This is a genomic window from Streptomyces sp. NBC_00078, from assembly GCF_026343335.1.
Lineage (GTDB): Bacteria > Actinomycetota > Actinomycetes > Streptomycetales > Streptomycetaceae > Streptomyces.
The window spans coordinates 1086525-1110699 of record NZ_JAPELX010000001.1; the positions used below are offsets into that span (position 1 = coordinate 1086525).

The following is a 24175-nucleotide window of genomic DNA, read 5'->3' on the forward strand; positions in this document are numbered from 1 at the left end:
CTCCGCCGCTCTGCCCCCTTTTTTCTGCATCACTCAGCCATGCACACTAACCGACCTTGGTGACGAACCATGGTGAGGTCCGTCCGTCAGACCAGGCAGAACTCGTTTCCCTCCGGGTCCGCCATCACCATGTGGTCGGGCCTGCCGTCCAGGTCTTCCTGACGGATCACGGTCGCGCCCGCGGCGGTCAACCGCTCCGCCGCCTCGGCCACCCGCGGCCATCGCTGCTCCCAGGGTGTCTCGCGGCCACCGCCGACCTGTACGTCCAGATGCACCCGGTTCTTCGCCGTCTTCGGCTCCGGAACCTGCAGGAACGAGAGATTGGGTCCCACTCCGTCCGGGTCGCTGAGGTAGGCGCCCTCGTCCCACTCGTTCTCAGGGACCTCGTGATGGGCGAGCCACTCCTCCCAGCTGCCGAATCCGACGGGTGCGGGCCGCTCCACATATCCCAGCGCCAGAGCCCAGAACCTGGCCAGCTTCGCCGGTCCCGCGCAGTCGATGGTCACGGTCCACCTGGTCGCCATACGCCCTCCCCTGTCGCGGCCGATGCCGCCGTCACGGTATCTCCTGTTCTGCCCAGATGATTTTCCCGCCGGTCGTGTGCCGAGCGCCCCAGCGGTCGGTCAGCTGGGCCACCAGGAAGAGGCCGCGGCCGCCCTCGTCCATGCTCCTGGCATGCCTCAGCCGGGGGGCCGTACCGCTGGCGTCGGAAACCTCGCAGGTCAGGCGGGCGCCGCGGATCAGCCGTAGCCGGAGGGGCGGCTCGGCGTAGCGGATCGCGTTGGTGACCAGCTCGCTCACCACGAGTTCCGTCGTCATGGCCAGCTCCGCCAGCCCCCAGGCCTCCACCTGGCGGGTCGCCAGGGCACGGATGTCGGCCACGGCGGACGGGTCCACGGGTACGTCCCAGGAGACGACGCGGTCGGCGCCCAGGGCGTGCGTGCGCGCCAGGAGCAGGGCGATGTCGTCGGGCTGCGGCACGGGCACGAGCTGCTGCACCGCGGACGTGCACAGGGTGGACAGGTCGGCGTCGGACCGGGCCAGCACGTCGGCGAGCCGGGACATGCCCAACTCCATGTCGCAGTCGGCGCCTTCGATGAGGCCGTCGGTGTACAGCCCGAGCAGGCTGTTCTCGGCGAGTTCGATCTCGGTGGCTTCGAAGGCCATGCCGCCCAGCCCGAGCGGCGGACCGGCCGGAGGTTCGGGGAAGGACGCCTGTCCGTCGGGTGTGACGACGATGGGGGGCGGGTGTCCGGCGCGGGCCATCGTGCACCGCCCGGTGACCGGATCGTAGACGGCGTACAGACAGGTCGCCCCGAGGAAGGCGGACGTGGACCGGTGCTCTGTCTCGTCGTAGGTCTTCTCGGCGCTCAGCCGGAGCACGAGGTCGTCGAGGTGGGCCAGGAGCTCGTCGGGGGGCAGCTCCATGTCGGCGAGGGTCTGCACCGCGGTGCGCAGCCGGCCCATGGCCGCCGCGGCGGTGATGCCGTGCCCCACCACGTCGCCGACGACGAGGCCGACCCGCGCCCCGGACAGGGGGATCACGTCGAACCAGTCGCCGCCGACCCCGCCCGTCGGGTCGGCCGGCAGATACGCGGAGGCCACCTCCAGCGCTGTGCCGCCGGTCAGGGCCTGCGGCAGCAGACTGCGCTGCAGGGTGACCGCCGCCGTGTGTTCCCGGGTGTAGCGGCGGGCGTTGTCGACGCACAGCGCCGCGCGCGCCACCAGCTCCCGGGCCAGCAGTACGTCGTCGGACTGGAACGAGACGGGGTTGAGCGACCGGATGAACGTGGTGAGGCCCAGGACGGTGTCGCGCGCCCGCATCGGCACGGAGATGAGGGAGTGCAGTCCGAACTCCCGGATCCTCTCCGCTCTCTCGGGCTGTTCGGCCACCCACAGCTCGTCGGACGGATCGAGGACCGCGGTCAGGATCGGCTCGCCGCGGATGAGCAGGTTCACGTCGTGTGACGGAGGGAGGAAGTCCACTCTGTCCCCGAGCCGGGCCACGGCCTCCGGGCAGCCCTCCCGCACCGAGTTCAGGCCGGCCCGGCGCATCAGCGGCCTGACGGACGCCGGCCCGGCGTCCGTGAGCCACGCGCCGTGGCCTTCGCTGCTCAGGACGGGCTCCAGAAGGTCGACGACGACGAAGTCCGCCAAACGGGGTACGGCGAAGTCGGCGAGTTCCTGCGCCGTCCGCATCACGTCCAGAGTGGTGCCCACACAGGCGCCGGCCTCGTTGACCAGCGTCAGCAGGCGGCGGGCGTTCCACCGCTCGGTGACGTCGAGGACCATGTAGCACACCCCGGTGACGGAGTCGCCCGCGTCCACCAGGGGGAAGAAGGACGTGGAGTAGGCGTGCTGGCGGTGGGGGTCGGCCCAGCTCCACCCCAGGTACTCGTAGTCGGTGACCGGGGTTCCGGTGTCCAGGACCCGGCGCATCAGCCCTTCGAGGGCGGCCGCCTGCAGCCCCGGCAGCAGCTCGCTCAGCCGGCGTCCCAGCCGCTGCTCACGGGGCACACCGCCGAACCGTTCGAGCGTGTCGTTCAGCCACACGTAGCGCAGCTCCAGGTCCATCACCGCCATGCCGACCGGGGACCGGGTGAGGAACCCGTCGAGCACGGACTGGCCCATGGTCCACTGCTGCCGCAGCTCCCGCGCCGAGATCAGGAAGCACTCCTTGCCGCCCAGCCGGAAGGACGCGGAGACCCTCAGGTCGACGTCGACCACCCGGCCGTCGCGGTGGCGTACGGGGATCAGACCGCTCCAGCCCATGCCGGCACGGCACCTCTGCGCCACACCGGCCACCCGGGCGGGGTCCGCCGGCATCGCGACCAGGCGTGCGGCGGGGCGGCCGACCATCTCGGACGCCGGGTGTCCGAGGAGTGCCTCGGCGCCCCGCGTCCAGCCGACCACCACGCCCTCGGCGGACACGACCGCCGCGGCGTCGGTGGACGCGTCGAGGGCGTCGCGCAGTCCTGCGGGCGTCGGCCCGTCGGGTGCTTCTCGCACAGGATCCATGGGTGCCGTCCGGGTGCCGTTCCGTACAGGACCATGTTCCTGCTTGTCCGTCGGATGTGCACGGCCCGGGCGGGCGCCCTGCCGCCGCCCGCTCCGCTTCCGCCCGGCCCGAAGCGGAGGGAGCATGGAAGTGCCGCTGGTCAAAACCCGGATCCATGGCGACACCGACAGGTTCGCCTGATCCCGCGGCACGGTGGAGGTGGTTCCCGGATGACAGCCGAATCCTTCCGGTCCGAAGGTGAGGAACACGGCCTCGATTCGCCTCCGCCGACCGGTCTGCTGGACGTCCTGAGCGTGGCCGCGACGGTCGTCGACGGCGACGGGCGCATCGTGTTCTGGACCCCGCAGGCGGAGGAGCTGTTCGGGTACACCGCGCAGGAGGCGCTGGGCAAGTACGCGGCCCGGCTGCTCATCCATCCAGAGCATCTGAAGTCGGTGGTCAGGCTGTTCACGGAGGTGCTGGAGACGGGCCGGAGCTGGGCCGGTGCCTTCCCCGTCCGGCACAAGGACGGCAGCAGCCGGCTGATGGAGTTCCGCAACATGCGGCTCCAGGACGATCTCGGGGACGTCTACGCGCTGGGCATCGCGGCCGACCACAACCTCCTGCAGCGCGTCGAGACCGATCTGGCCCTGTGCGAGCGGCTGATCAACCAGTCTCCGATCGGCCTGGCCCTGCTGGACCCCGAGCTGCGGTATCTGCTGGTCAACCCGGCGCTGGAGCGTATCGACGGCTTCCCCGCCGCGGACCATGTGGGTCGCCGCCTCAGGGAGACCCTGCCCCTGCCCGACGTCGACACCATCGAGTCCGCGCTGCGTCAGGTGCTCACCACCGGCACCCCGCTGCTCGACCAGTACCACGTGGGCCGTCCGCCGGCCGACCCCGATCACGAACACGCCTGGTCCCTGTCCTTCTACCGCCTGGAGGACCCCGGCGGGCGGGTCCTGGGGGCGGCCGCCTCGGTCGTCGACGTCACCGAACGGCACCGCGCCGCCGCCGAGGCCGACCGGGCGCGGCGCCGCCTCGCCCTCATCGCCGACGCGTCCGTGCGCGTCGGCACCACACTGGAGGTCGAGGAGACCGCCCGTGAACTGGCCGAGATCGCCGTCCCGCAGCTCGCCGACGTGGTCGCCGTCGACATCCTCGACTCCGCCCTGGCCTGCCGCCGCTCACGCAGACCGGACGACGGCCCGGAACTCTTCCGCGCCCTCGCGCTCAAGGCGGCCCACCCGACCGTGGCGCTGCGCGCCGCGGACCCTCCCGGCGGTCTCGCCGCCTACGAGGGGGACCGCCTGGTCACGCTGTGCGTCCACACCGGCCGGCCGGTCCTGGTGCGGCACGTCGGCGAGCACGATCTGCCGCGTATCGCCCGGGACGCCGAGGCGGGTTCGCTGCTGGCCCGGGCCGGCGTCCACTCGTATCTCGCCGTGCCGCTGATCGCGCACGGCGAGGTGCTGGGCGCCCTCGATCTCAAGCGCACCAGCAACCCGCTCCCGTTCGACCAGGACGATGTCGTCCTGGCCTCCGAGCTGGCCGGCCGTGCGGCCGTGGCCATCGACAACGCCCGCTGGTTCCAGAGCGTGCGCAACACCGCCCTGACACTGCAGCGCAGCCTGCTGCCCGACCACCCGCCCCAGCACTCGGGGCTCGAACTCGCCTCCCGCTACCAGCCCGCCCAGGCCACCAGCGAGGTCGGCGGCGACTGGTACGACGTCATTCCGCTGAGCGACGACCGGACCGCCCTGGTCGTCGGCGACGTCATGGGCAACGGCATCGACGCCGCCGCCACCATGGGCCGGCTGCGCACCGCCACCTGCGCCTACGCGGAACTCGACCTCGACCCCGGCGCCGTGCTCCAGCACCTCGACAAGATCACCTGCGATCTGGAGCACTACATCGTCACCTGCATCTACGCCGTCTACGACCCGCACACGAGGCTGTGCCGCATCGCCAACGCCGGACACATGCCGCCCGCCCTGGCCGGCCCGGACCATGCCCCCGAGCTGCTCGACCTGCCCTCCGGCGCACCGCTCGGCGTCGGCGGCGTCCCCTTCGAGGCGACCACGGCCCGTCTCGACCCCGGTGATCTGCTGGTCCTCTACACCGACGGCCTGGTCGAGACCCGGCACCACTCGATCGACGACCGTCTGGACGTCCTGCTCAGCTTCCTCGACGAGCCCCACCGACCCCTGGAGGAAACCTGCGACCTCCTGCTCTACGGCCTGCGCCACCCCGACGACTACGACGACGTGGCCCTCCTCGTCGCCCGGGCGCTGTAGGGAACCCGGGTGGCGGGACACGCGTTCTCGTCCATGAGTTCGCGACCCAGGGCAGCCCGCCTGCCCGCCGGTGACAGAAATCGGTGACAGAGACCAGGGGGACATGATGAGCGAAAAGGCCCGCAGACTGTTCGAGGCGCTCGACCTCGACCACAACGGGACCCTGACCCGCGACGAGGTGATCATCGCCCTGCGGTCGAAGGGTCCGACGCTCGCCGCGGCGGGGGATCTGCCGTTCTGGGCCCTGGGAGACGCCGACGCCTCGTCAGCCCTGTTCGACGCCGCCGACCAGAACGGGGACGCGGTACTGACCCTGGAGGAGTTCGCGGCGGTGGTGGACCGCCGTTTCGGCTGGCACTGAGGCCAGGAGACGCGGCACTGAGGTCAGCTCCGGTCAGCTCCGAGCCGGGGGTGAGCGCCACGAAGTCCGCGTTCGACGGATTGCGCAGAGGATTCGCATCCGTCCGTCGTCCGTGCCGTTGCCGCGGCCGGGGTGAGGTCGTACGGGCGGGAGATGGGTGCGCCCCATCAGGCGGCGCAGCGGGGTCACGCGGCTGCGGATCCAGACAGTCTTGCCGGTGTTCATGGACCCACCCTGCGTCGCGGCGGCCCGGACAGCCAGGTCCCTCCGGCACGGAGGATCACCGGTCCCGGTAGCGGTGCCACCACGATCACCGGGAATACGCCTGCCGCCGTCGTTCCACCCACGCGAACACCACCACCGATCCCGCCGCCGCGAACGCGCACCAGGTGGAGACGAACTCCAGCCGCCACAGCGTCCAGGACACCAGCGCACCCGCCGCGGCCAGGACACCGAGCCCCCTCAGCAGGCGGTCGCCGGAGAGCAGGAACGCGCCGACCGTGGCCAGCAGATAGCCCGCGACGAGCAATCCTGCGTGCGGCAACCCGATGACGTAGCCGACGGTGTGACCGCGGATCTCGGCCCGCACCGGTCGGGTGGCGAGGCTGTGTGCCAGCGCGGCGGCGGTCGCGAGGCCGGAAACGAGGGGGATCGCCTGCCTGGCTCCGGAATGCCGCGGCAGCGCACAGAGCACGGCCACCGGCACCCACACCGCCAGCAGCGGAAAGGCGATCACGGCCCAGGCGACGGTGGCCGGTCCCGTGCCGCCTCCGGCATGCCAGACCCAGGCCTCGACCTGCTGGTGAACGCCGAGCAGCAGCGGCAGCGCGGCAAGCGGCAGGTCGCCCGTCCGCTGTGTCCGCGCCACGCAGGCCACACCGACACAGGCGATCCCGGCACCCGCGACGAGGTCGGCCGTAGCACTCCAGCACATGGCACCACCATGGCGTCGACCGTGCCGCAACGCCATGAGACAAGCTGATGTCTCCAAGGAGCGGCCCGCTCTCCGGAAAGACCACGAGCCCAGGCCGCCCGCCGCGTTCGCTTCTATGGTGGGGACCACACACTGACGGCCGGCGCCGAGGCAGGCAGGGCATGAGGGAACCGCAACAGATCGACTACGCGGCGGTCTTCCAGGCCCTGCCCGGCATGGTGGCCCTGCTCACCCCCGACCTGGTCTACGTCGACGCCAACGACGACTTCGTACAACTGGCCGGACGCCACCGTGAGCAGCTGCTGGGCCGCTACATCTTCGACGTCTTCCCCGAGAACCCGAACGATCCGGCCGCTGCCGGTATGCGGGAGACCCGGGAGTCGATGCTGCGCGTGGTGGCCACCGGCGAGCGCGACACCATGGCGGTGCTCCGCTACGACATCCAGGACGCCGAGCGGCCCGGCCACTGGCGGGAGCATTTCTGGAGCCCGGTCAACGCCCCCGTGCTCGGCCCCGACGGGCAGGTGGCACTGGTCCTGCACCGGGTGGAGGAGGTCACCGAACTCCTTCGCGCCACCGGCGTCCAGGCCGACAGCAGCCGGGCACGCGTGCTGGAGGCCGAGCTCTACACCCGGGCCCGGGAACTGCAGGACGTCAACGAGCGGCTGCGCAAGGCCCACGCCCACGAACGCGAGGTCGCCCTCGCCCTGCAGACGGCGATGATGCCCACCCCGAGGCACACCGGACAGCACCCGGCAGCCGTGCGCTACCGGCCCGCCGTCGGCGACCTGAACGTGTGCGGCGACTGGTACGACCTGGTGGACCTGCCCGTCGGCCGTATGGCGGTCGCCGTCGGCGACGTCGTCGGCCACGGCCTGGCGGCCGCCTGCGCCATGGGTCAGCTGCGCAGCGCCCTCAGTGCGGCCACGCGCGTCGCCGAGGGCCCGGCACAGGCTCTGGAAGTCCTCGACATGTACGCCTGTTCCGTCGACGGGGCCGAGTCCACCACGGTGGCGACGACCTTCATCGACTGGAACAGTCACACCATCACCTACAGCTGCGCCGGCCACCCGCCGCCCGCCATGCTGCGCTCCGACGGCACCGTGGTCTTCCTCGACCAGGCCACCGACCCGCCGATCGACGCCCGCCCCGACCACGTCGAGCGCCCCCAGGCCCGTGTTCCCTTCGCCGAGGGCGACACCCTGGTGCTGTACACCGACGGCCTGATCGAGCGGCGCAGCGAGGACATCGACGCCGGCCTTGGCCGCCTCGCCGACTGTCTGGCCCGCCACGGCCGGACCGCCAGCGAGCCCCTGGCCGACGCGCTGCTGGCCGACCTCCTGCCCGCCACGGGCAACACGGACGACACCGCGCTGGTCGTCGTCGGCCTGTAACACGTTCGCCGGGCATGCCCGGGTCAGTACTGCACATGGCACCTCCGGCGTCCCCCAAAGCGCGAAAGACCTCCTCCTTTGACATCGTCGCGGGTCTTTGCGGCTAGGCCGCCTACGGATTCGCCGCAGTCTCACCCGTCACTGAAGGAGGTACACCGCATGGTCGGCAGACATGCCGCGGGTACGCGCCGCGCAGCCCTGACCGCATTCGGCGCACTCGTACTCACCGGGCTCCCCGGGCTCCCCGGGCTCCCCGCCGCCGCGGAAGCCGCGCCGCCCCCCGCGCCGGGGCCCGCGCGCAGCACCACCGCCGCACACACGCTCGGCGCCGACAGGCCGTCGGCCCAGGTGCTGCGTGCGATGGTGCGCGACCTGAAGCTGACGCGTTCGCAGGCGGTCGCCCGGTTGGTCAACGAAGCCGAGGCGGGCGCCCGTGCGGGCCGCCTCCACAACGCCCTCGGCGGGCACTTCGCCGGGGCCTGGGTGAGCGGAGCGACCTCCGCCGAACTCACCGTCGCCACCACCCATGCGGCGGACGTGACCGCCATCCGGGCCCAGGGCGCGAAGGCCAAGGTCGTCAAGGCGCCGTTGAGCACGCTGCAGACCGTCAAGGAGAAGCTGGACGCGGCCGCCCGCCGCGCCAGGAACCGCGACACACCGGTCTGGTACGTGGACGTACCGACGAACCGGGTCGTCGTCGAGGCGACGAGCCGGCCGGCCGGCACCACCTTCGTCAAGGCCGCGGGCGTCGAGGGGCGGGGCGTGGCCGTGCGGGTGACGGCGATCCGGCCCCGGCTGATGACGGACATCGTCGGCGGTGACGCCTACTACATCGACGGCAGCGCCCGTTGCTCCGTCGGCTTCTCCGTCACCAAGGGCCAGCAGCAGGGCTTCGTCTCCGCCGGCCACTGCGGCACGCCCGGTGCGAAGACCACGGGCTTCAACAAGGCCGACCAGGGCACGTTCCAGGCGTCCACGTTCCCCGGCAAGGACATGTCCTGGGTGGGTGTCAACAGCGACTGGACCGCCACGCCGGACGTCAAGGGGCAGGGCGGGCAGCGGACGCAGATCGCCGGCTCGGTGCAGGCACTGGTCGGGGCCTCGGTCTGCCGGTCCGGTTCCACCACCGGATGGCACTGCGGCACCATCCAGCAGTTGTCCGCGACCGTCGACTACTCCGAGGGCACCGTCCGCGGTCTGACCCGGACCAACGTGTGCTCCGAGCCGGGTGACTCCGGCGGCCCCTTCGTCTCCGGCGCCCAGGCCCAGGGCGTCACCTCCGGCGGTTCGGGTGACTGCACGAGCGGTGGGACGACCTTCTTCCAGCCGGTCAACCCGATCCTGAGCGACTTCGGCCTGACGCTGAAGACCGCGGCGGCCCAGACCGGCACACCCGACCCGCAGGACAACGCGGCGTCGGACGCGTGGTTCGCCGGTCGCGTCTACGAGGTGGGGGCGACGGTGACCCACGCGGGCGTTCGCTACCAGTGCCTGCAGAGCCATCAGGCGCAGGGAGCGTGGTCGCCGGAGAGCACTCCGGCTCTGTGGCAGCGGATTTAGCGGTCGTACGGCTCGTACGGCACAGCCGGTGCGGGGGCGCGCGGCCCCCGCACCGTCCGCCTCTCCCCCGCAGCTCCTACAGTTCCGCGAGGAGTTCGTACGCGGTGGTGACGAACGGGTCGTGGGCGCGGAAGCGGCGCGTGCACAGTGCGGCCAGGGCCGTGCCGGTGTCCGGCCTGAAGCCCAGGAAGGCCTGCTGGCCCAGGGTGGCCCCGCCGTGGAAGTACATGGGTCCGGCGTCGGTGGGGTGCCTGAACCACGCCATGGTGTGTACGTGCACGTGCCCAGGACCACGTCGTAGCACCGGTGTGCGGACCGACCGCAGGGCGCCCGGCAGCGGTGAACCGGACGGGTCGAGGTGGGCTTCGAGGAAGGTGAGCAGGTCGTGCGGGGTGGCCCGGACGGCACCCGCCGCCTGGAAGCCGCCCGCGTCGAAGGCGGGCACTCGTGTGCGGCCGTCCTTGCCGTGCCCCACGGCGTCGGTGTCCGGGCCGCGGGCCCGCAGTGTGGTGTCGCTGAGGGCGAGCGGACGCAGGATGTGCGCGGTGAGCAGGTCCTCCCACGGTGTGCCGGTCGCCGCCGCGACGGCGTGACCGAGCACGGCGACCCCGAAGTTGGAGTACCGCCAGCGGGTGCCGGGCCGGTGCCTGGGTCGATGGCGCAGGAACGCCTCGACCACGCGCCCGGCCGGGTAACGGGCGTAGGGCGCGGTGTGCCAGGCGGGCAGGGCCCGGACGTAGAAGTCGGCGGGCAGCCCGGGCAGTCCGGAGGTGTGGGTGAGGAGGTGGGCGAGTGTGACCGGGGACGCTTCGGTCCGCCGGGCCGGGTCCAGGCAGGCGGCGGCCGGCTCGCCGCCCGACAGCAGACCGCGCCGGATCAGCTGCGCCAGCGCCAGTCCGGTGAACGTCTTCGAGGCGGACCCGAGTTCGTAGCGCAGGTGATGACGGGGCGTCGGCGGTGGCGGGGCGGTGCCGCCGCCGTGGAGGGTACGCCGGCCGTGCCGGGAGACGGCGAAGACGGCGTCGGGTGCGTCGACGGCGTCCACGGCCGCGGCCAGCCGCTGCTGCAACTCCGTGTCGGCGGTGCCCACTTCGCGGCTGCCGGGCCGGTCGCCCGCCGGGAGGTCGGCCTTGTCGTGCGGGTCTCCGGGCCAGGGCTCGGTCCGGACGGCCGTGAGGCTCCGGGTGGTCATGAGGAGGCGTGCGCCAGCTCGGTCAGGGCGCGGGAAGTGGCCAGTACGGAGGCGAAGGCGGCGACCAGTGTGGGGTGGTAGACGAGGTCGAAGACCTCGTCGGGATCGCCCTCGGGCATGTCCCGTACGGCGGGCATGGCGCCGTCGGGCCGCTGTGCGGCGGCGAACGCCTCCCAGGCTCGCCGGTCGAGGGTGGGGCGGGGCAGGCAGGCGTCCACGACGAGGAGTTCGCCGAGCAGGTCCCAGCGCTTCAGGTCCAGCCAGTCGTCGATCCAGACGGGCAGCCAGGTGGCGAGGTAGCCGGCGATGTCCGCCGGCAGCCCGTCGGGGTTCTCGCCCCAGTCGGTGAGGTGGAACACCGTGTGGGTGATGTCGTAGGCGATGTGCCCGGAGACCGTCCATGGCTCGGGTGTGCGGGCCAGCCAGGTCGCGCCGACGAGGTCCGCCTCCGGCGGGTGGGGCGGGAGGCCGAAGCGGCGCTGGAACGCGGACATTCCCAGGCGCCGGGTCGGGTCGAGTTCGAGGGACGCCCAGCTGCGTAGCCCGTGGTAGAAGACGGTGGCGCGCTCCACCTCGGGCTCGCTGTACCCCAGTTCCTTGTAGGGGAGGTACACCTCGAACGGGACGGGTGAGAGCGGCTCGATGCGCTGGCCGCGTGCCAGCATGCGGCCGCCGTCCAGGGTGTGCCGCCAGGTGTGGTCCACCAACCGCCGTGCCAGTTCGGCCTGTTGTGATCCGGCGACGCCCTCGCGGAACAGTACCCGGCAGATCAGGGCGAGTTCGCCGACCGGTTTGAACCGCTCCAGTAAGCCCACTTCCGGATCGACGTCGGCTTCCAGACGGAATCCGTCGCGATGGGCCCACAGCCACTCCAGGGCGCGGACGCCGACGGTGTGCAGGAGACGGGCGTCGGTCATCCGGGCACTCCTTCGAGACGGCCGGTGAGGCACTCGACCGTCAGTGCCGCCGCGAAGGCGGCCATGAGGGTGGAGTGGTAGCAGTGGAGGAATTCCGGCTCGGCGTCTGTTCCGGGGTCCTGACCGGGGTCCGGGTCCTCCACCCGGAGCGCGCCCGAGTCGTGTTGCGCCCGCGCGATCCGGGTCCAGGCGTCGTGGAGCATCGCCGGGTCGGGCGGGCGGGGCAGGCTCGCTGCCACGATCAGCAGTTCGCAGCCGAGGTCCCACATCCCGGCGTCCAGGCAGCCGTCGAGCCACGGCGGCAGCCAGTCGGCCAGATAGGCGGCAAGGTCCGCGGGGACGCCCTGCGGGGTGCGGCTCCAGTCGGTGAGGTGGAAGACGACGTGGGTGAGCGCGTACCCGGGCGAGCGCTCGAACGTCCATGGTTCCGGCAGTCCGCCCAGCCAGGTGCGGCTCAGCGCCTGCGCGGCCTGCTCGGGCCGTTGGATGCCGCTGCGCCGCTCGGCGCCCAGGAGGCCGAGCCGGCGGGTCGGTTCCTGCTCGGTGAGCCGCCAGCCGCGGGTGCGGGCCACCGTGGCGGCGGCGGTCTCGTACCCGGCGTGCCGCAGCCCGGCACCCGCGAAGACGGAGTACACCTCCAGCGGGTACGTGGCGAAGGGCTCCAGCCTCTGCAGCCGCAGGAACAGCTCGCCCCTGCCGGTCTGCTGCCAGGCGAACGTCAACAGGTCCGACACGCAGGCGTGCAGCGGGTCCGTGGGCTCCGTGTGCGCACGCACGCTCGCGCAGGTCTGGGCCAGTTCGCCGAGCGGTTTCCAGGTCCGGTCGACCTGGCCGTCGGCGGTGAGGGCGTCGTCTCCGAGGGCGAAGTCGTCGCGGTGCGCGGTCACCCAGGCGAGCGCGGCGACCTCTACATCCCGGGCCGTCCGGAGGTCCGCTGCGGTCATACGAGCGCTCCGGCCCACCGCATCGCCCGGGCCGCCTCCACCTGCAGCGCCACGCGCGGATCGCTGCCGCCCATCAGTTCCACGAAGTCCAGCCCGCTCTCCAGCCCGAGCGTGTCCGGCACTCCGTCCAGCAGGGTCAGCCAGCGTCCGGCGCCCGCGGCCTGCTGCCAGTCCCGGCGGCGCACCGCGCGTACGAAGCCCCGGGCGACGTCGACCGGGCGGCTTTGCGCCACACGGGCCACCGCACCGGCCACCGCACGATCCGCGCCCGGCACCGCCAGCGGCGCCAGGACGGCGAGTTGGTGCGTCAGGACCTGCCAGGTCGCCCCGTCGAGCCAGCCGGCGTCGGGTTCCGCGGGCTCCTCACCCGCGGGCGAGGAGGGCGCGGTCGGGTCGAGTCCGCGCAGTGTGCGGCTCATGGCCCAGTGGCTCCACCTGACGGTGGGTGCCGCGTCGTCGCGGGGCGGGAAGGCCGCCACGGTACGCCGGAACGTTTCGAGGGTCTCCGGGGCGGGCGGGGTCCGGGTCAGGACGTGCGGCAGCATCAGGTCCGCTCCCAGTACGCGCACGGCGGCGAGGGCGAGGCTGCCCTCGGGGCCGTCGGGCGGAACGCTGCCGGGCAGCCCGACGTGGTCTCCGCCGCGGAGGGCGCAGACCACGTCGGACGAGAGGTCCTGCACCGCGCCCTGCAGGAGGGCGGAAGTGCCTGACTGCTCCATTCAGCTACTCCCGTCGGCTCGCTCAGCCCTTCTTGGGGCGCGGGGTCGGCGGCGACAGCAGCAGCTTGGTCTCTCCGGAGAGAAGCGCCAGCGCGGCGCACTCGCGACTGTCACGGTAGACGCCGCCGGGCTCGGCGGGGTCGAGGGCCGACTCGATGTCGACGGCCTGGATCCCCGTGAGTTCCGCGACCGTCCTGTCCGTGGAAGGCATACGACCATCTCCTCTGGGTTGCCTACCAGTCCTCGTAACCCAGAGCACCACATCGCCACAGAGCGCGCAAACTGTCACATAAGCCGCATCGGTAACTCACATGAGCCGCATTGGTAACTCCTTCAACAACGCACCCGGGCCGGCACTCAACTGGGCGTCCTCACACGCGTGTTGGCGTACCTGCGCGGCGTCACAGGTATTCGGTGGCGGCGTCCAGCAGCCAGTCCGTGAGGTAGCCGGCGAAGGACGAACGCACCAGCACCCAGAATCCGCCGCGGGGTTCGTCCCGGGCGACCAGCACGACCTGGGTGCGGCCCAGGTTCGTCTGGGCGCAGCGTCCGGCGCCGAAGGCGCGCGGGTGCAGATCGAGCGCGCAGCCGTGGGCCAGCAGGTCACGGGACCGGGGGCCAGCGACGAGGAGCGTGGTGCGCTGGGCGGAGACGTCGGTGACGGAGACGGCCTCGTCCGCGGCGGCCTCCCGGATCCGGCTCTCCAGGTCCCGCCGGCTGTCCGGCGGGCCCACCACCAGCCATTCGTCCGGGCCCAGCCACAGTGCCGTCAGCTCACCCGCGCGTACGGCCGTGCCGGGTTCGAGGGGCAGTTGCAGGCCCAGCGCGAGGCCGACCGCGTCCGCCGCTCCTCCCTTGACGTCGAGGCGGACGTTCACCTGGGCCAGGAAGGGGAGTTCGGCCAGCCGTACCGCGCCCCGGGAGGCGCGCGTGGCGGCGGCAAGCCGGCCGGCGGCGTGCACAAGGGGGCTGCGGAGCGGGACGGAAAGCGTGGTGTCAGCCATCGCGGCGGGCTCCCTCGGGGTCGTAGAGGACGGGGCTTGCGACCGTCACCGGAACCAGTCGGTCGCCCACGGGCGCGTAGAGCCGCTCGCCGATGCGCTCCCGGCCGCCCTTGACCAGGGCCAGCGCGAAGGTGCGGCCGAGGGCGGCGCTGCGGTAGCTGGAGGTGACATGGCCGAGCATGGGGACGGGCGGCGCGGGCAGCACGCCCTCGGCGACCAGCTGTGTGCCCTCGGGGAGGAAGGCGCCCGGGTCCTCGGGGAGCAGGCCCACCAGGTGCTTGCGGTCGGGGCGTACGGCGTCGGCGCGGGCGAAGGAGCGTTTGCCGATGAAGTCGGGCTTCTTCTTCGACACCGCCCAGCTCATGCCCAGGTCGTGCGGGGTGACCGTGCCGTCGGTGTCCTGGCCGATGATCGGGTAGCCCTTCTCGGCGCGCAGGACGTGCATGGTCTCGGTGCCGTACGGGGTGATGCCGTGCGGGGCGCCGGCCTCGTACAGCGCTTCCCAGAGGGCGAGCGCCTCCCACGGTGACACGTTGATCTCGTAGGCGAGTTCGCCGGAGAAGCTGATCCGGCAGACCCGGGCCCCGATGCCCGCGACGGTCGTCTCGCGCCAGGCCATGAACGGGAAGTCGTCGTTCTCCACGGCGAGTTGGGGTGCGAGCGCACCGAGGACCGCACGGGACCCGGGGCCGACCAGGGCGACGGTCGCCCACTGTTCGGTCACGGAGGTGCAGTGCACCTTCAGCTCCGGCCACTCCGTCTGCAGCCACTCCTCCATCCAGTCCAGTACGGCGGCCGCGTTGCCCGTGGTCGTGGTGACCAGGAAGCGCTCCTGTGCCAGGCGGATGACCGTGCCGTCGTCGAAGACCATGCCGTCCGGGCGGCACATCACGCCGTAGCGGATCATGCCGACCTTCAGGTTGCTCATCATGTTGGTGTAGAGCAGGTCGAGCAGGACGGCCGCGTCCGGGCCCTGCACGTCGATCTTGCCGAGCGTGGAGGCGTCCATGAAGGCGACGCCCTCGCGGGCGGCGGCGCATTCGCGCAGCACGGCCGTCTCCATGTCCTCGCCGTCCTGCGGGTAGTACCAGGGGCGCTTCCACTGGCCGACGTTCTCGAAGAGGGCGCCGTGCGCAACGTGCCAGTGGTGCAGGGCAGTTGTGCGGACCGGGTCGGACAGCGCGCCACGGTCGCGGCCGGCGAGAGCGGCGAAGGAGACGGGCGCGTACGGGGGGCGGAAGGTGGTCGTGCCCAGCGCGGAGATGTCCACGCCGAGCAGTTCGGCCACCACGCCGCCGGCCAGGAAGCCGGAGGTCTTGCCCTGGTCGCTTGCGGTACCGGCTGTCGTGTAGCGCTTGGTGTGCTCGACCGAGCGCATGCCGGCGCCGGTCGCGCGGGTCAGGTCGTCGACGGTGACGTCGCGTTGGAGGTCGACGAAACGGGGGGCGCCTTCTTCGCCGGGCACGGTGAAGACCTGCATGGGAGGCGTCGGCCGCGGCTGGGCGGGCACCTGCGGGAGCGCGGGAGGATCGGCGGTGCAGCCCTCGGCCTCGATCGCCCGGGCCCCGGCGGCCGCGCCCTGCGCGACGACAGCGCCCAGCTCGAACACACCGCTCGCGCCGCCCGCGACCTCGACGGCCTGACGGCAGGTGTCGGGGACGAAGGTGCCGAGGGCGTCGTCGTGGCGCAGCGTGCCGCCCGCCTGGCTGAACAAGTGCGCGACGGGGTTCCAGCCGCCGGAGACCAGCAGCAGGTCGACGGCGAACTCCCGCTCTCCCGTGGTCTTTCCGTACGGGGCGACGGTCACCGCCGTCAGCCGCGCCCCGCCGTCCGTACCGGTGACGGCATGCCCCGCCAGCACCTCGATCCCGGCCGCACGGGCACGCTCCGCCCACTCCCCCGGCTCCGCGCGGGTGTCGACGATGGCCGTGACGTCCACGCCGGCTCCGCGCAGGTCCAACGCCGCCGCGTACGCGCTGTCGTTGGTGGTGAACACGACGGCGCGGCGGCCGGGCAGGACCGCGTGGCGGTTGACGTAGGTGCGGGCCGAGCCGGCCAGCATCACGCCGGGGCGGTCGTTGTCGGCGAAGGCCAGGGAGCGCTCGTGGGCTCCGGTGGCGAGGACGACGCGGCGGGCACGGATGCGGTGGACGCGCTCGCGGGAGACGTTGGCGGGGGCGGCGGCACCGAGGTGGTTGGTGCGGCGTTCCACGGCGAGGAGGTGGTTGTCGTCGTAGTAGCCGAAGACGGTGGTGCGACGGAGGATTCGGACGTCGGGTGCGGCGTCGAGCCGTGCGGTGATCTCGGCTGTCCAGTCCCGGAGTTCGCCGGTGCCGAGGAGGCTGCCGCCGGACTCCGGCTGGTCGTCGGCGACGATGACGCGAGCACCGCTGCCGGCTGCCGCGGCCGCCGCCGCGAGACCGGCCGGTCCCGCGCCGACGATCAGCAGGTCGCAGTGGGTGTGTACGGCGTCGTAACGGGCGGGGTCCGGTTCGGTGGCGAGGCGCCCCTGGCCGGGGAGTCCGGTGGCGACCAGGCCGTCGTAGAGCTCGACGGTCGTGGCGGGGAGCATCGGCTCGGGGAAGGGTTCCTCGATCTGGACGACGGCGTTCGGTTCTTCGACGCCGGCGGAGAAGATGCCGCGGGGGCGGCCGAGTTTGATGCTGGTCGCTGCCGCGATGACGCCGTTGGCCAGGAGGGCCGAGGCGAGGGTGTCGCCGCGGAAGCCCTGGTACTCGGTGCCGTCGAAGACGAAGGTGAGGGGTTCGTTGCGGTCGACTCGGCCACCGGAGGCCAGGCGGTGCGGTTGGCTCGCGATCCGTGCTGGGGGCCCTGCCCCCAGGCTGCCCCCGGTCGGCCCTGCGGGGGCCTCGTCCGCACACGCCGGACGGGTTGGTGGTGCCGGACTCGGCTGCGCGGTGGCCGAGTGCGCCTCAGGAGCCGCCGGACGCTCCTCGCCCGCCCGGTAGACCGTCAGGATCTCGTTCGTCGCCGTGTTGCGTACCGCGTTGAACCAGCGGCGGCAGCCCGCCGTGTGGCTCCAGCGTTCCGCGAAGGGACCCTTGGGGTTGGCGCGGAAGAAGAGGTACCGGGCCCACTCCTCGTCGTTCAGGTCCGCGGGGTTCTCCGGGTACGGCACATGGGCCTGGCCGCCGTAGTGGAACTCGGCCTCGTCGCGGGGCCCGCACCACGGGCAGGGGATGAGCAGCATGGGTTCGGCTCCCTAGTGGGCCACCGCGGCCGCGCCGTGCTCGTCGACGAGCGCGCCGGTGGTGAAACGGTCGAGCGAGAAGGGGGCGTTGAGAGGGTGGGGGGTGTCGTGGGCGATGGTGTGTGCGTAGACCGAGCCGACGCCCGGGGTGGCCTTGAAACCGCCCGTGCCCCAGCCGCAGTTGAGGTAGAGGTTGTCCACCGGGGTGAGGCCGACGATCGGCGACGCGTCCGGGGTGACGTCGACGATGCCGCCCCAGGTGCGCAGGACATGGGCGCGCGCGAAGACCGGGAAGAGTTCCAGGGCCGCCGACATCTGCTCTTCGATGATGTGGAACGCGCCGCGCTGGGTGTAGGAGTTGTACGAGTCGATGCCCGCGCCCATGACCAGCTCGCCCTTGTGCGCCTGGCTCACGTACACGTGCACCGCGTTGGACATCACGACGGTCGGGTGCACCGGCTCCAGCAGCTCCGAGACCAGCGCCTGCAACGGATGGCTCTGGAGCGGGAGTTCGATGCCCGCCATGGCGGCGAGGACGGAGGTGTGGCCCGCCGAGCACAGCGCCACCTTGCCCGCCGCGATCGGGCCGCGTGTCGTCTGCACGCCGGTCACCCGGCCACCGACGATGTCGAGGCCCGTGACCTCGCAGTTCTGGATGATGTCGATGCCGGCGGCGTCCACCGAGCGCGCCAGGCCCCACGCGACGTGGTCGTGCTTGGCGATGCCGGCGCGCGGCTGGTAGGTGGCGCCCAGGACCGGATAGCGCACGTCCGGGGAGATGTTGACGATGGGGCACACCTCCCGGACCTGCTCGGCGTCGAGCCACTGCGCGTCCACGCCGTTGAGTCGGTTCGCCTCCACGCGGCGCACGCTGTCGCGGACGTCCTGGAGGCTGTGGGCCAGGTTCAGCACGCCGCGCTGGGAGAAGAGGATCGGGTAGTCGAGCTCGTCGGCCAGGCCCTCCCACAGCTTGAGGGCGTGCTCGTAGATGCCGGCGCTCTCGTCCCACAGGTAGTTGGAGCGGATGATCGTGGTGTTGCGGGCCATGTTGCCGCCCGCGAGCCAGCCCTTCTCCAGCACGGCCACGTTGGTGATGCCGTGGTTCCTGGCCAGGTAGTGGGCGGTGGCCAGGCCGTGGCCGCCACCGCCCACGACGACGACGTCGTACGAGCGCTTGGGCTCAGGCGTGCGCCACAGCCAGTCGGGGTGCTCGGGGAGCTCGGCGCCGGGGGTGCGGGGGCTCATCGGATGTCTCCGTGTGTGGACGGATCAGACAGGTGCGGGTAGAGCGGATGCCTGGCCGCCAGCGCCTGGGTGCGGGTGCGCAGGGCGGTGATGTCCGGCTCCGGCCGGAGGGCGAGCGCGATCACGTCGGCGACCGCCGCGAAGTCCTCCTCGGTGAAGCCTCGGGTCGCGAGCGCCGGGGTGCCGATGCGCAGGCCCGAGGTGACCATGGGCGGCCGCGGGTCGAAGGGCACGGCGTTGCGGTTGACGGTGATGCCGATCTCGTGGAGCAGGTCCTCGGCCTGGCGGCCGTCGAGTGCGGAGTCACGGAGGTCGACCAGGACGAGGTGCACGTCCGTGCCGCCGGTCAGGACCTTCACCCCGGCCGCCGCCGCGTCCGGTTGCGTCAGGCGCTCGGCCAGGATGCGGGCGCCGGCCAGCGTACGTGCCTGGCGTTCGGTGAACTCCGGTGACGCGGCGACCTTGAAGGAGACCGCCTTCGCGGCGATGACGTGCTCAAGCGGGCCACCCTGCATGCCGGGGAACACCGCCGAGTTGATCTTTTTCGCCAGGTCGGCCTCGTTGGTGAGGATGACTCCGCCGCGCGGGCCGCCGAGTGTCTTGTGGGTGGTTGTGGTGGTGACGTGGGCGTGCGGGACCGGGTTCGGGTGCAGTCCGGCCGCGACCAGGCCCGCGAAGTGCGCCATGTCGACCATCAGCAGGGCGCCCACCTCGTCGGCGATCCGCCGGAAGGCCGCGAAGTCCAGCTGCCTCGGATACGCCGACCAGCCGGCGATGATCATCTTGGGGCGGTGTTCCTTGGCGAGCCGCTCGACCTCGTCCATGTCGACGAGGTTGTCCGTCTCGTCCACGTGGTAGGGCACGACGTTGAGCATCTTGCCGCTGTAGTTGATGCGCATGCCGTGGGTGAGGTGGCCGCCGTGTGCGAGGTCGAGGCCGAGGACGGTGTCCCCGGGCTGGAGCAGCGCGAAGAAGACGGCGGTGTTCGCCTGGGCGCCGGAATGTGGCTGGACGTTGGCGAACCCGGCCCCGAAGAGGGACTTGACCCTCTCGATGGCCAACCGCTCGGTGACGTCGACGTGTTCGCAGCCGCCGTAGTAGCGACGGCCGGGGTAGCCCTCGGCGTACTTGTTGGTCGCGACCGAGCCCTGGGCCTCCATCACGGCGGCCGGTGCGAAGTTCTCGGAGGCGATCATCTCAAGGGTGGACTGCTGGCGGTGCAGTTCGGCACGCAGGGCCGCGTGGACCTCCGGGTCCAGCTCGGCCAGCGGGGTGGTCAGTGCGTTCATACGGCGTTCGCGTTCCTCTCAGCGGCCTCGACGGCGTTGGCGAGCGGCATCACCCGGGTCATGGATCGTGCCCGCGGCCGGCCGGCGACCCGTCGCGGCACCTCCTGTCGATCCCTCACCCACGGAGACGGGACATCGTCGGGTCGAACAGCGGCTCCTCGGACACGATCGCCTCGACGCGCTCGTCGAAATAGCCGATGTGCAACGTGGTCCCAGGAGCGGCGAGTTCACTGGGCAGCCACGCGTAGGCGATCCCCTTGCCGATCGTGTAGCCGTACGCCGCGCTGGTGACGTAGCCGACGGCGCGATCACCGTCGTACACCGGCTCCTTGCCCATGACGACCGACCGGGGATCACCGATGGTGAGGCAGGTCAGCTTCCGCCGTACGTCCGTCCTGCGCCGCTCCAGCGCCGCCTTGCCGATGAAGTCGTCCTTGTCGAGCTTGACGGCGAAGCCGACACCGGCCTCGTACGGGTCGTGCTCGTACGTCATGTCGGTGCCGAAGGAGCGGTAACCCTTCTCCAGGCGGAGGCTGTTGAAAGCGCCGCGGCCTGCGACGATGCCGCCGAGGGGCCTTGCCGCCTCCCACAGGGTGTCCCACAGCTTCTGGCCCTGGTCGGCGGTGGTGTACAGCTCCCAGCCGAGCTCGCCCACGTACGACAGGCGCATCGCGGTGACGGGGACCGAGCCGATGTAGGCGCGCTTGGCGCGGAAGTACTTCAGGCCGTCACCCGAGAAGTCCTCCTCCGTCAGGGGCTGCAGGACCTTGCGGGCCAGCGGGCCCCACAGGCCGATGCAGCAGGTGCCGGGCGTGATGTCACGGACCTGGACCGTGCCGTCGGCGGGGAGGTGGCGGGTGAACCAGTCGAGGTCGAGGTTGCCGTTGGCGCCGACCTGGAAGAGGTCGCGGGCCAGGCGGGCCACGGTGATGTCGCTGCGGATGCCGCCGTCGTGGTCGAGGAGCAGGGTGTACGTCACCGAGCCGACCGACTTGGCGACCTTGCCGGTGACCAGGCGCTCCAGGAAGGCGGCGGCACCCGGGCCGGTCACCTCCAGGCGCTTGAGGGCCGTCATGTCGTACATCGCGACGGTCTCGCGGGTGACCTGGGCCTCGGCGCCGACGACGGGCGACCAGTACTGCGCCGCCCAGTCGTTCGGGGTGGGGATGGAACGGCCTTCGACCAGGGCCGCGTTGGCCTCGTACCACTGCGGGCGCTCCCAGCCGTTCGCCTCCAGGAAGAAGGCGCCCTGCTCCTGCTGGCGGGAGTGGAAGGGGCTGGTGCGGATCGGACGCGGCTTCCCGGACGGCTGGAGGGGGTGGAGGATGTCGTAGACCTCCACGAAGTTCTGGCAGTCGCGGGCCAGGACGTACTCCGGGGAGAGCTGGTGCGGCTCGAAGCGGTTGACGTCGCACTCGTGCAGGTCGAAGGACGAGCAGTGGCCGTCGACCAGCCATTCGGCCATGGCCCGCCCGACGCCCGCGGAGTGCGTGACCCAGACCGCCTCGGCGACCCAGAACCCCTTGACGTCCGGGGACTCGCCGAGCAGCGGGAAGTTGTCGGTGGTGAAGGAGAACAGGCCGTTGATGCCCTCCTCGACCTTGGCCTCCAGTGTCGCGGGGAGCAGCGACTGGGTCTCGGTCCAGGCAGGGGCGAAGTCGTCCTCGGTGAACTTCAGGACGGACGGCATCTCGTCGGCCTCGTCGACGGAGAGGATCTCGTCGGCGGTGGTGGGCATCGGGCGGTGGCCGTAGTAGCCGATGCCGATGCCGTCGAAGCGGTCGCGGTAGTAGAGGTCGGCGTCCTGGTGGCGCAGGATCGGGCGCACCGCCTCCTCGGTCTGCCCCGCGAGCGCCGGGACCGGCCCGGTCCAGGCGAGTTGGTGGGCGAGCGGGGTCAGGGGGAGGTTCATGCCGGCCATGCGGGCGATCTTCGGGCCCCAGATGCCGGCGCAGCACACGACGATGTCGGCGGGGATCTCGCCCTGGTCGGTGAGGACTCCGGTCACCTCACCGTCGGCCTTCAGGACGTCGAGGACCTCGTGGCGGGGCAGGAAGCGCACGCCGCGACCGGTGGCCCGGCGGATCTGCGCCTCGACGGCGAGGACGGCCTTGGCGAGGCCGTCGGTCGGGATCAGGAGGCCGCCGAGGACCCGGTCGCGGTTGACCAGCGGGTGCTGCTCGACGCACTCGTCGGGGGTCAGCAGGCGGGCCTCGATGCCCCAGGCGGTGATCCAGCCGTGGCGGCGCCGCAGTTCCGCGAGGCGCTCGGGGGTGGTCGCCACTTCGAGGCCGCCGACCTGCAGGAAGCAGGGCTTGCCGTCGACGTCGAGGGAGCAGAGCTTCTCGACGGTGTAGCGGGCCAGCTCGGTCATCGTCTTGGAGGAGTTGGTCTGGAAGACCAGGCCCGGGGCGTGCGAACTGGAGCCTCCCGTGGCGGGCAGCGGGCCCTGGTCGACCACGGTCACTTCGGTCCAGCCTCGCGCGGAGATCTCGTCCGCGAGGGCCGCTCCCACGACGCCCGCTCCGATGATCACCACTCGGGGTCCCGCCATCGCCGCACCTCCGAAATCAAAACCTTAGAGTTGCTGTCTGCGCAACATGGTTCAGGTTGCGCAACTCAATGTGCCTGTCGCGGGGAAGGGGTGTCAAGGGCTCAGCACTTCAAGGGTGCTTAGCTCGATCGTGTGATGGTCGGCCCATCGGCTGGCAGCACCGGGCGGGTTTGGGATTAGCGTGGCAGCGCGATCTGGAACGCCGAGTGCGGCGTCGGCGTGCAGGGCCCCTGCTCCACCAGAGAGATGGTTCAGGGCCTCCCCGTCGCCTCTGGCTGCACTCACTGGCCAGATCGTGAGGGATTCCGCCCGCCCGGCTCGGACCACGGACAGGATCCGTGTCGCCACCCGGGACGCGAAAGCGGATGACCAGTGCGCCCAAGACCGTTTGGGGCGTACCAGTGCGCGGACTCACTTCCGCTCACTGCTCAGGAACGGTGTCAAGGGGTCCGTGACCTCGGAGAACAGCCCGAAACACGGCAAGGCCCGGCGGGCGGTGCACACTGGTGCGCACCGCCCGCCGGGCATGTTCGACCGGCGTTTACCATCGGGCCCGCTCGGGCCCGTTTCCGCCCGGGACTACTTGATCCAGGCGTCGACCTTGTCCTTGTGCGCCTCGACCCACTTCTTGGCCGCCGCGTCGTCCGTCATCTTGTCCTGCGCGATGTACTTGGCGACCTCGTTCTGGTCGTCGTTCGTCCAGTTGAAGTTCTTCACCAGGTTGTAGGCGGGGCTGCCCGACTTGGCGAACTTCGCGCTGACGACCTTGTTGAGGTTGTAGACGGGATAGTCGCAGGCCACCTTCGCCGCGTCCGCGTCACAGCCGGTCTTGTAGGCGGGCAGACCGACCTTCTTCAGCGGGACCTCGGACAGGAACCACTGCGGCTCGTAGAAGTAGCCGATCACCCACTGCTTGTTCTTCTCGGCGGTGCGGAAGGCCTGGATGAGCGCCGTCTCACTGCCCGCGTACACCACCTTGAAGTCCAGCTTCAGGTTCTTCACCAGCGCCTCGTCGTTGGTGACGTACGACGGGTCGCCGTCCAGGAGCTGGCCCTTGCCGCCCGACTCCGATGTCTTGAACTTCGACGCGTACTTGTCGAGGTTCTTCCAGTCGAGGATGTCGGGGTGCGCCTTGGCCAGCCACGGCGGCAGATACCAGCCGATGATGCCCTTGTTGCCCGTGACGCCCGCGTCCACGGCGGTCTTCTGCTGGGTGATGTACTTCTTCACCAGGTCGGGGTGGCCCCAGTTCTCCAGGACGGCGTCGACCTCGCCCGTCCCGAAGCCCTGCCAGGCGATCTCCTCCTTGAGGTTCTTCTTGTTGACCGTGCAGCCGAGATTGTGCTGGGCGACGTACGCGACCACCGCCGCGTCCGCCTCGTAGCCCACCCACGGGTTGACGGCCAGGTTGAAGGTGCCGCACTTGCCCGAGCTTCCCGAGCCCGCGGAGGAGCTGTCGCCGACCTTCGCCCCGCCGCACGCGGTGAGGGTGAGGCCGAGGACGGCCAGGCCGGCCGCGCCGGCTCGCCAGTGTCTTGCCATGGTGTCCTGCTCCT

General features: G+C 71.5%; 18 protein-coding genes. 4 read left to right on the top strand and 14 right to left on the bottom strand.

Annotation, left to right across the window (positions count from 1 at the left end):
- Positions 1-86: 86 nt before the first annotated feature.
- Together OOK07_RS04995 and OOK07_RS05000 are read right to left on the bottom strand one after the other, a co-directional pair.
- A complete protein-coding gene (locus OOK07_RS04995) occupies positions 87-524 on the bottom strand; it encodes a VOC family protein (RefSeq protein WP_266795195.1) in 438 nt (145 codons plus the stop codon).
- Between the two features lie 31 nt (positions 525-555).
- Positions 556-3018 (bottom strand): SpoIIE family protein phosphatase, encoded by a 2463-nt coding sequence (locus OOK07_RS05000; RefSeq protein WP_266795196.1) that lies wholly within the window; start codon positions 3016-3018, stop codon positions 556-558.
- A gap of 210 nt (positions 3019-3228) precedes the next feature.
- Here OOK07_RS05000 and OOK07_RS05005 point away from each other — a divergent pair, with 210 nt between their 5' ends.
- Both OOK07_RS05005 and OOK07_RS05010 read left to right on the top strand, forming a co-directional pair.
- Positions 3229-5295 carry a SpoIIE family protein phosphatase gene (locus OOK07_RS05005; RefSeq protein WP_266795198.1) on the top strand — a complete coding sequence of 689 codons (2067 nt, stop codon included), beginning with the start codon at positions 3229-3231 and terminating at the stop codon, positions 5293-5295.
- A 106-nt stretch (positions 5296-5401) separates the two neighbouring features.
- Complete coding sequence (locus OOK07_RS05010) at positions 5402-5656, top strand: EF-hand domain-containing protein (protein ID WP_266801896.1); 255 nt, start codon at positions 5402-5404, stop codon at positions 5654-5656.
- Positions 5657-5966: 310 nt separating this feature from the next.
- Here OOK07_RS05010 and OOK07_RS05015 read toward each other — a convergent pair whose 3' ends face one another.
- A complete protein-coding gene (locus OOK07_RS05015) occupies positions 5967-6590 on the bottom strand; it encodes a DUF6629 family protein (RefSeq protein WP_266795200.1) in 624 nt (207 codons plus the stop codon).
- A 161-nt stretch (positions 6591-6751) separates the two neighbouring features.
- On the opposite strand from OOK07_RS05015, the gene OOK07_RS05020 reads away from it, so the two are divergent.
- On the top strand, positions 6752-7984 hold the full coding sequence (locus OOK07_RS05020) for a PP2C family protein-serine/threonine phosphatase (RefSeq protein ID WP_266677346.1): 1233 nt from the start codon (positions 6752-6754) through the stop codon (positions 7982-7984).
- 159 nt (positions 7985-8143) lie between these two features.
- On the top strand, positions 8144-9544 hold the full coding sequence (locus tag OOK07_RS05025) for an alpha-lytic protease prodomain-containing protein (RefSeq protein ID WP_266795201.1): 1401 nt from the start codon (positions 8144-8146) through the stop codon (positions 9542-9544).
- A 76-nt stretch (positions 9545-9620) separates the two neighbouring features.
- Here the strand turns inward: OOK07_RS05025 and OOK07_RS05030 are convergent, their stop codons facing one another.
- From OOK07_RS05030 to OOK07_RS05080, 11 genes are all read right to left on the bottom strand, one after another.
- The gene (locus OOK07_RS05030) at positions 9621-10736 is read right to left on the bottom strand and encodes a serine hydrolase domain-containing protein (protein WP_266795202.1); all 1116 of its coding nucleotides are present in this window, start codon (positions 10734-10736) and stop codon (positions 9621-9623) included.
- A complete protein-coding gene (locus OOK07_RS05035; protein WP_266677349.1) occupies positions 10733-11653 on the bottom strand; it encodes a DUF6895 family protein in 921 nt (306 codons plus the stop codon). The genes OOK07_RS05030 and OOK07_RS05035 overlap by 4 nt, the downstream gene beginning before the upstream one ends.
- The gene (locus OOK07_RS05040; RefSeq protein WP_266795204.1) at positions 11650-12597 is read right to left on the bottom strand and encodes a DUF6895 family protein; all 948 of its coding nucleotides are present in this window, start codon (positions 12595-12597) and stop codon (positions 11650-11652) included. Before OOK07_RS05040 ends, OOK07_RS05035 begins: the two co-directional genes overlap by 4 nt.
- Complete coding sequence (locus OOK07_RS05045) at positions 12594-13316, bottom strand: hypothetical protein (protein ID WP_266677351.1); 723 nt, start codon at positions 13314-13316, stop codon at positions 12594-12596. The genes OOK07_RS05040 and OOK07_RS05045 overlap by 4 nt, the downstream gene beginning before the upstream one ends.
- A 22-nt stretch (positions 13317-13338) precedes the next feature.
- Entirely contained in the window at positions 13339-13527 is a 189-nt protein-coding gene (locus tag OOK07_RS05050) for a hypothetical protein (protein ID WP_266677352.1), read from the bottom strand.
- Between the two features lie 190 nt (positions 13528-13717).
- The gene (locus OOK07_RS05055; RefSeq protein ID WP_266677353.1) at positions 13718-14320 is read right to left on the bottom strand and encodes a sarcosine oxidase subunit gamma; all 603 of its coding nucleotides are present in this window, start codon (positions 14318-14320) and stop codon (positions 13718-13720) included.
- The gene (locus OOK07_RS05060; RefSeq protein ID WP_266795206.1) at positions 14313-17531 is read right to left on the bottom strand and encodes a sarcosine oxidase subunit delta family protein; all 3219 of its coding nucleotides are present in this window, start codon (positions 17529-17531) and stop codon (positions 14313-14315) included. Before OOK07_RS05060 ends, OOK07_RS05055 begins: the two co-directional genes overlap by 8 nt.
- A 12-nt stretch (positions 17532-17543) precedes the next feature.
- A complete protein-coding gene (locus OOK07_RS05065) occupies positions 17544-18776 on the bottom strand; it encodes a sarcosine oxidase subunit beta family protein (RefSeq protein WP_266795207.1) in 1233 nt (410 codons plus the stop codon).
- Entirely contained in the window at positions 18773-20065 is a 1293-nt protein-coding gene (gene glyA / locus OOK07_RS05070) for a serine hydroxymethyltransferase (protein ID WP_266795208.1), read from the bottom strand. The genes OOK07_RS05065 and glyA overlap by 4 nt, the downstream gene beginning before the upstream one ends.
- A gap of 115 nt (positions 20066-20180) precedes the next feature.
- Positions 20181-22619 carry a GcvT family protein gene (locus OOK07_RS05075; protein WP_266795209.1) on the bottom strand — a complete coding sequence of 813 codons (2439 nt, stop codon included), beginning with the start codon at positions 22617-22619 and terminating at the stop codon, positions 20181-20183.
- Between the two features lie 579 nt (positions 22620-23198).
- A complete protein-coding gene (locus OOK07_RS05080) occupies positions 23199-24161 on the bottom strand; it encodes an ABC transporter substrate-binding protein (RefSeq protein ID WP_266795210.1) in 963 nt (320 codons plus the stop codon).
- Between the last annotated feature and the right edge of the window lie 14 nt (positions 24162-24175).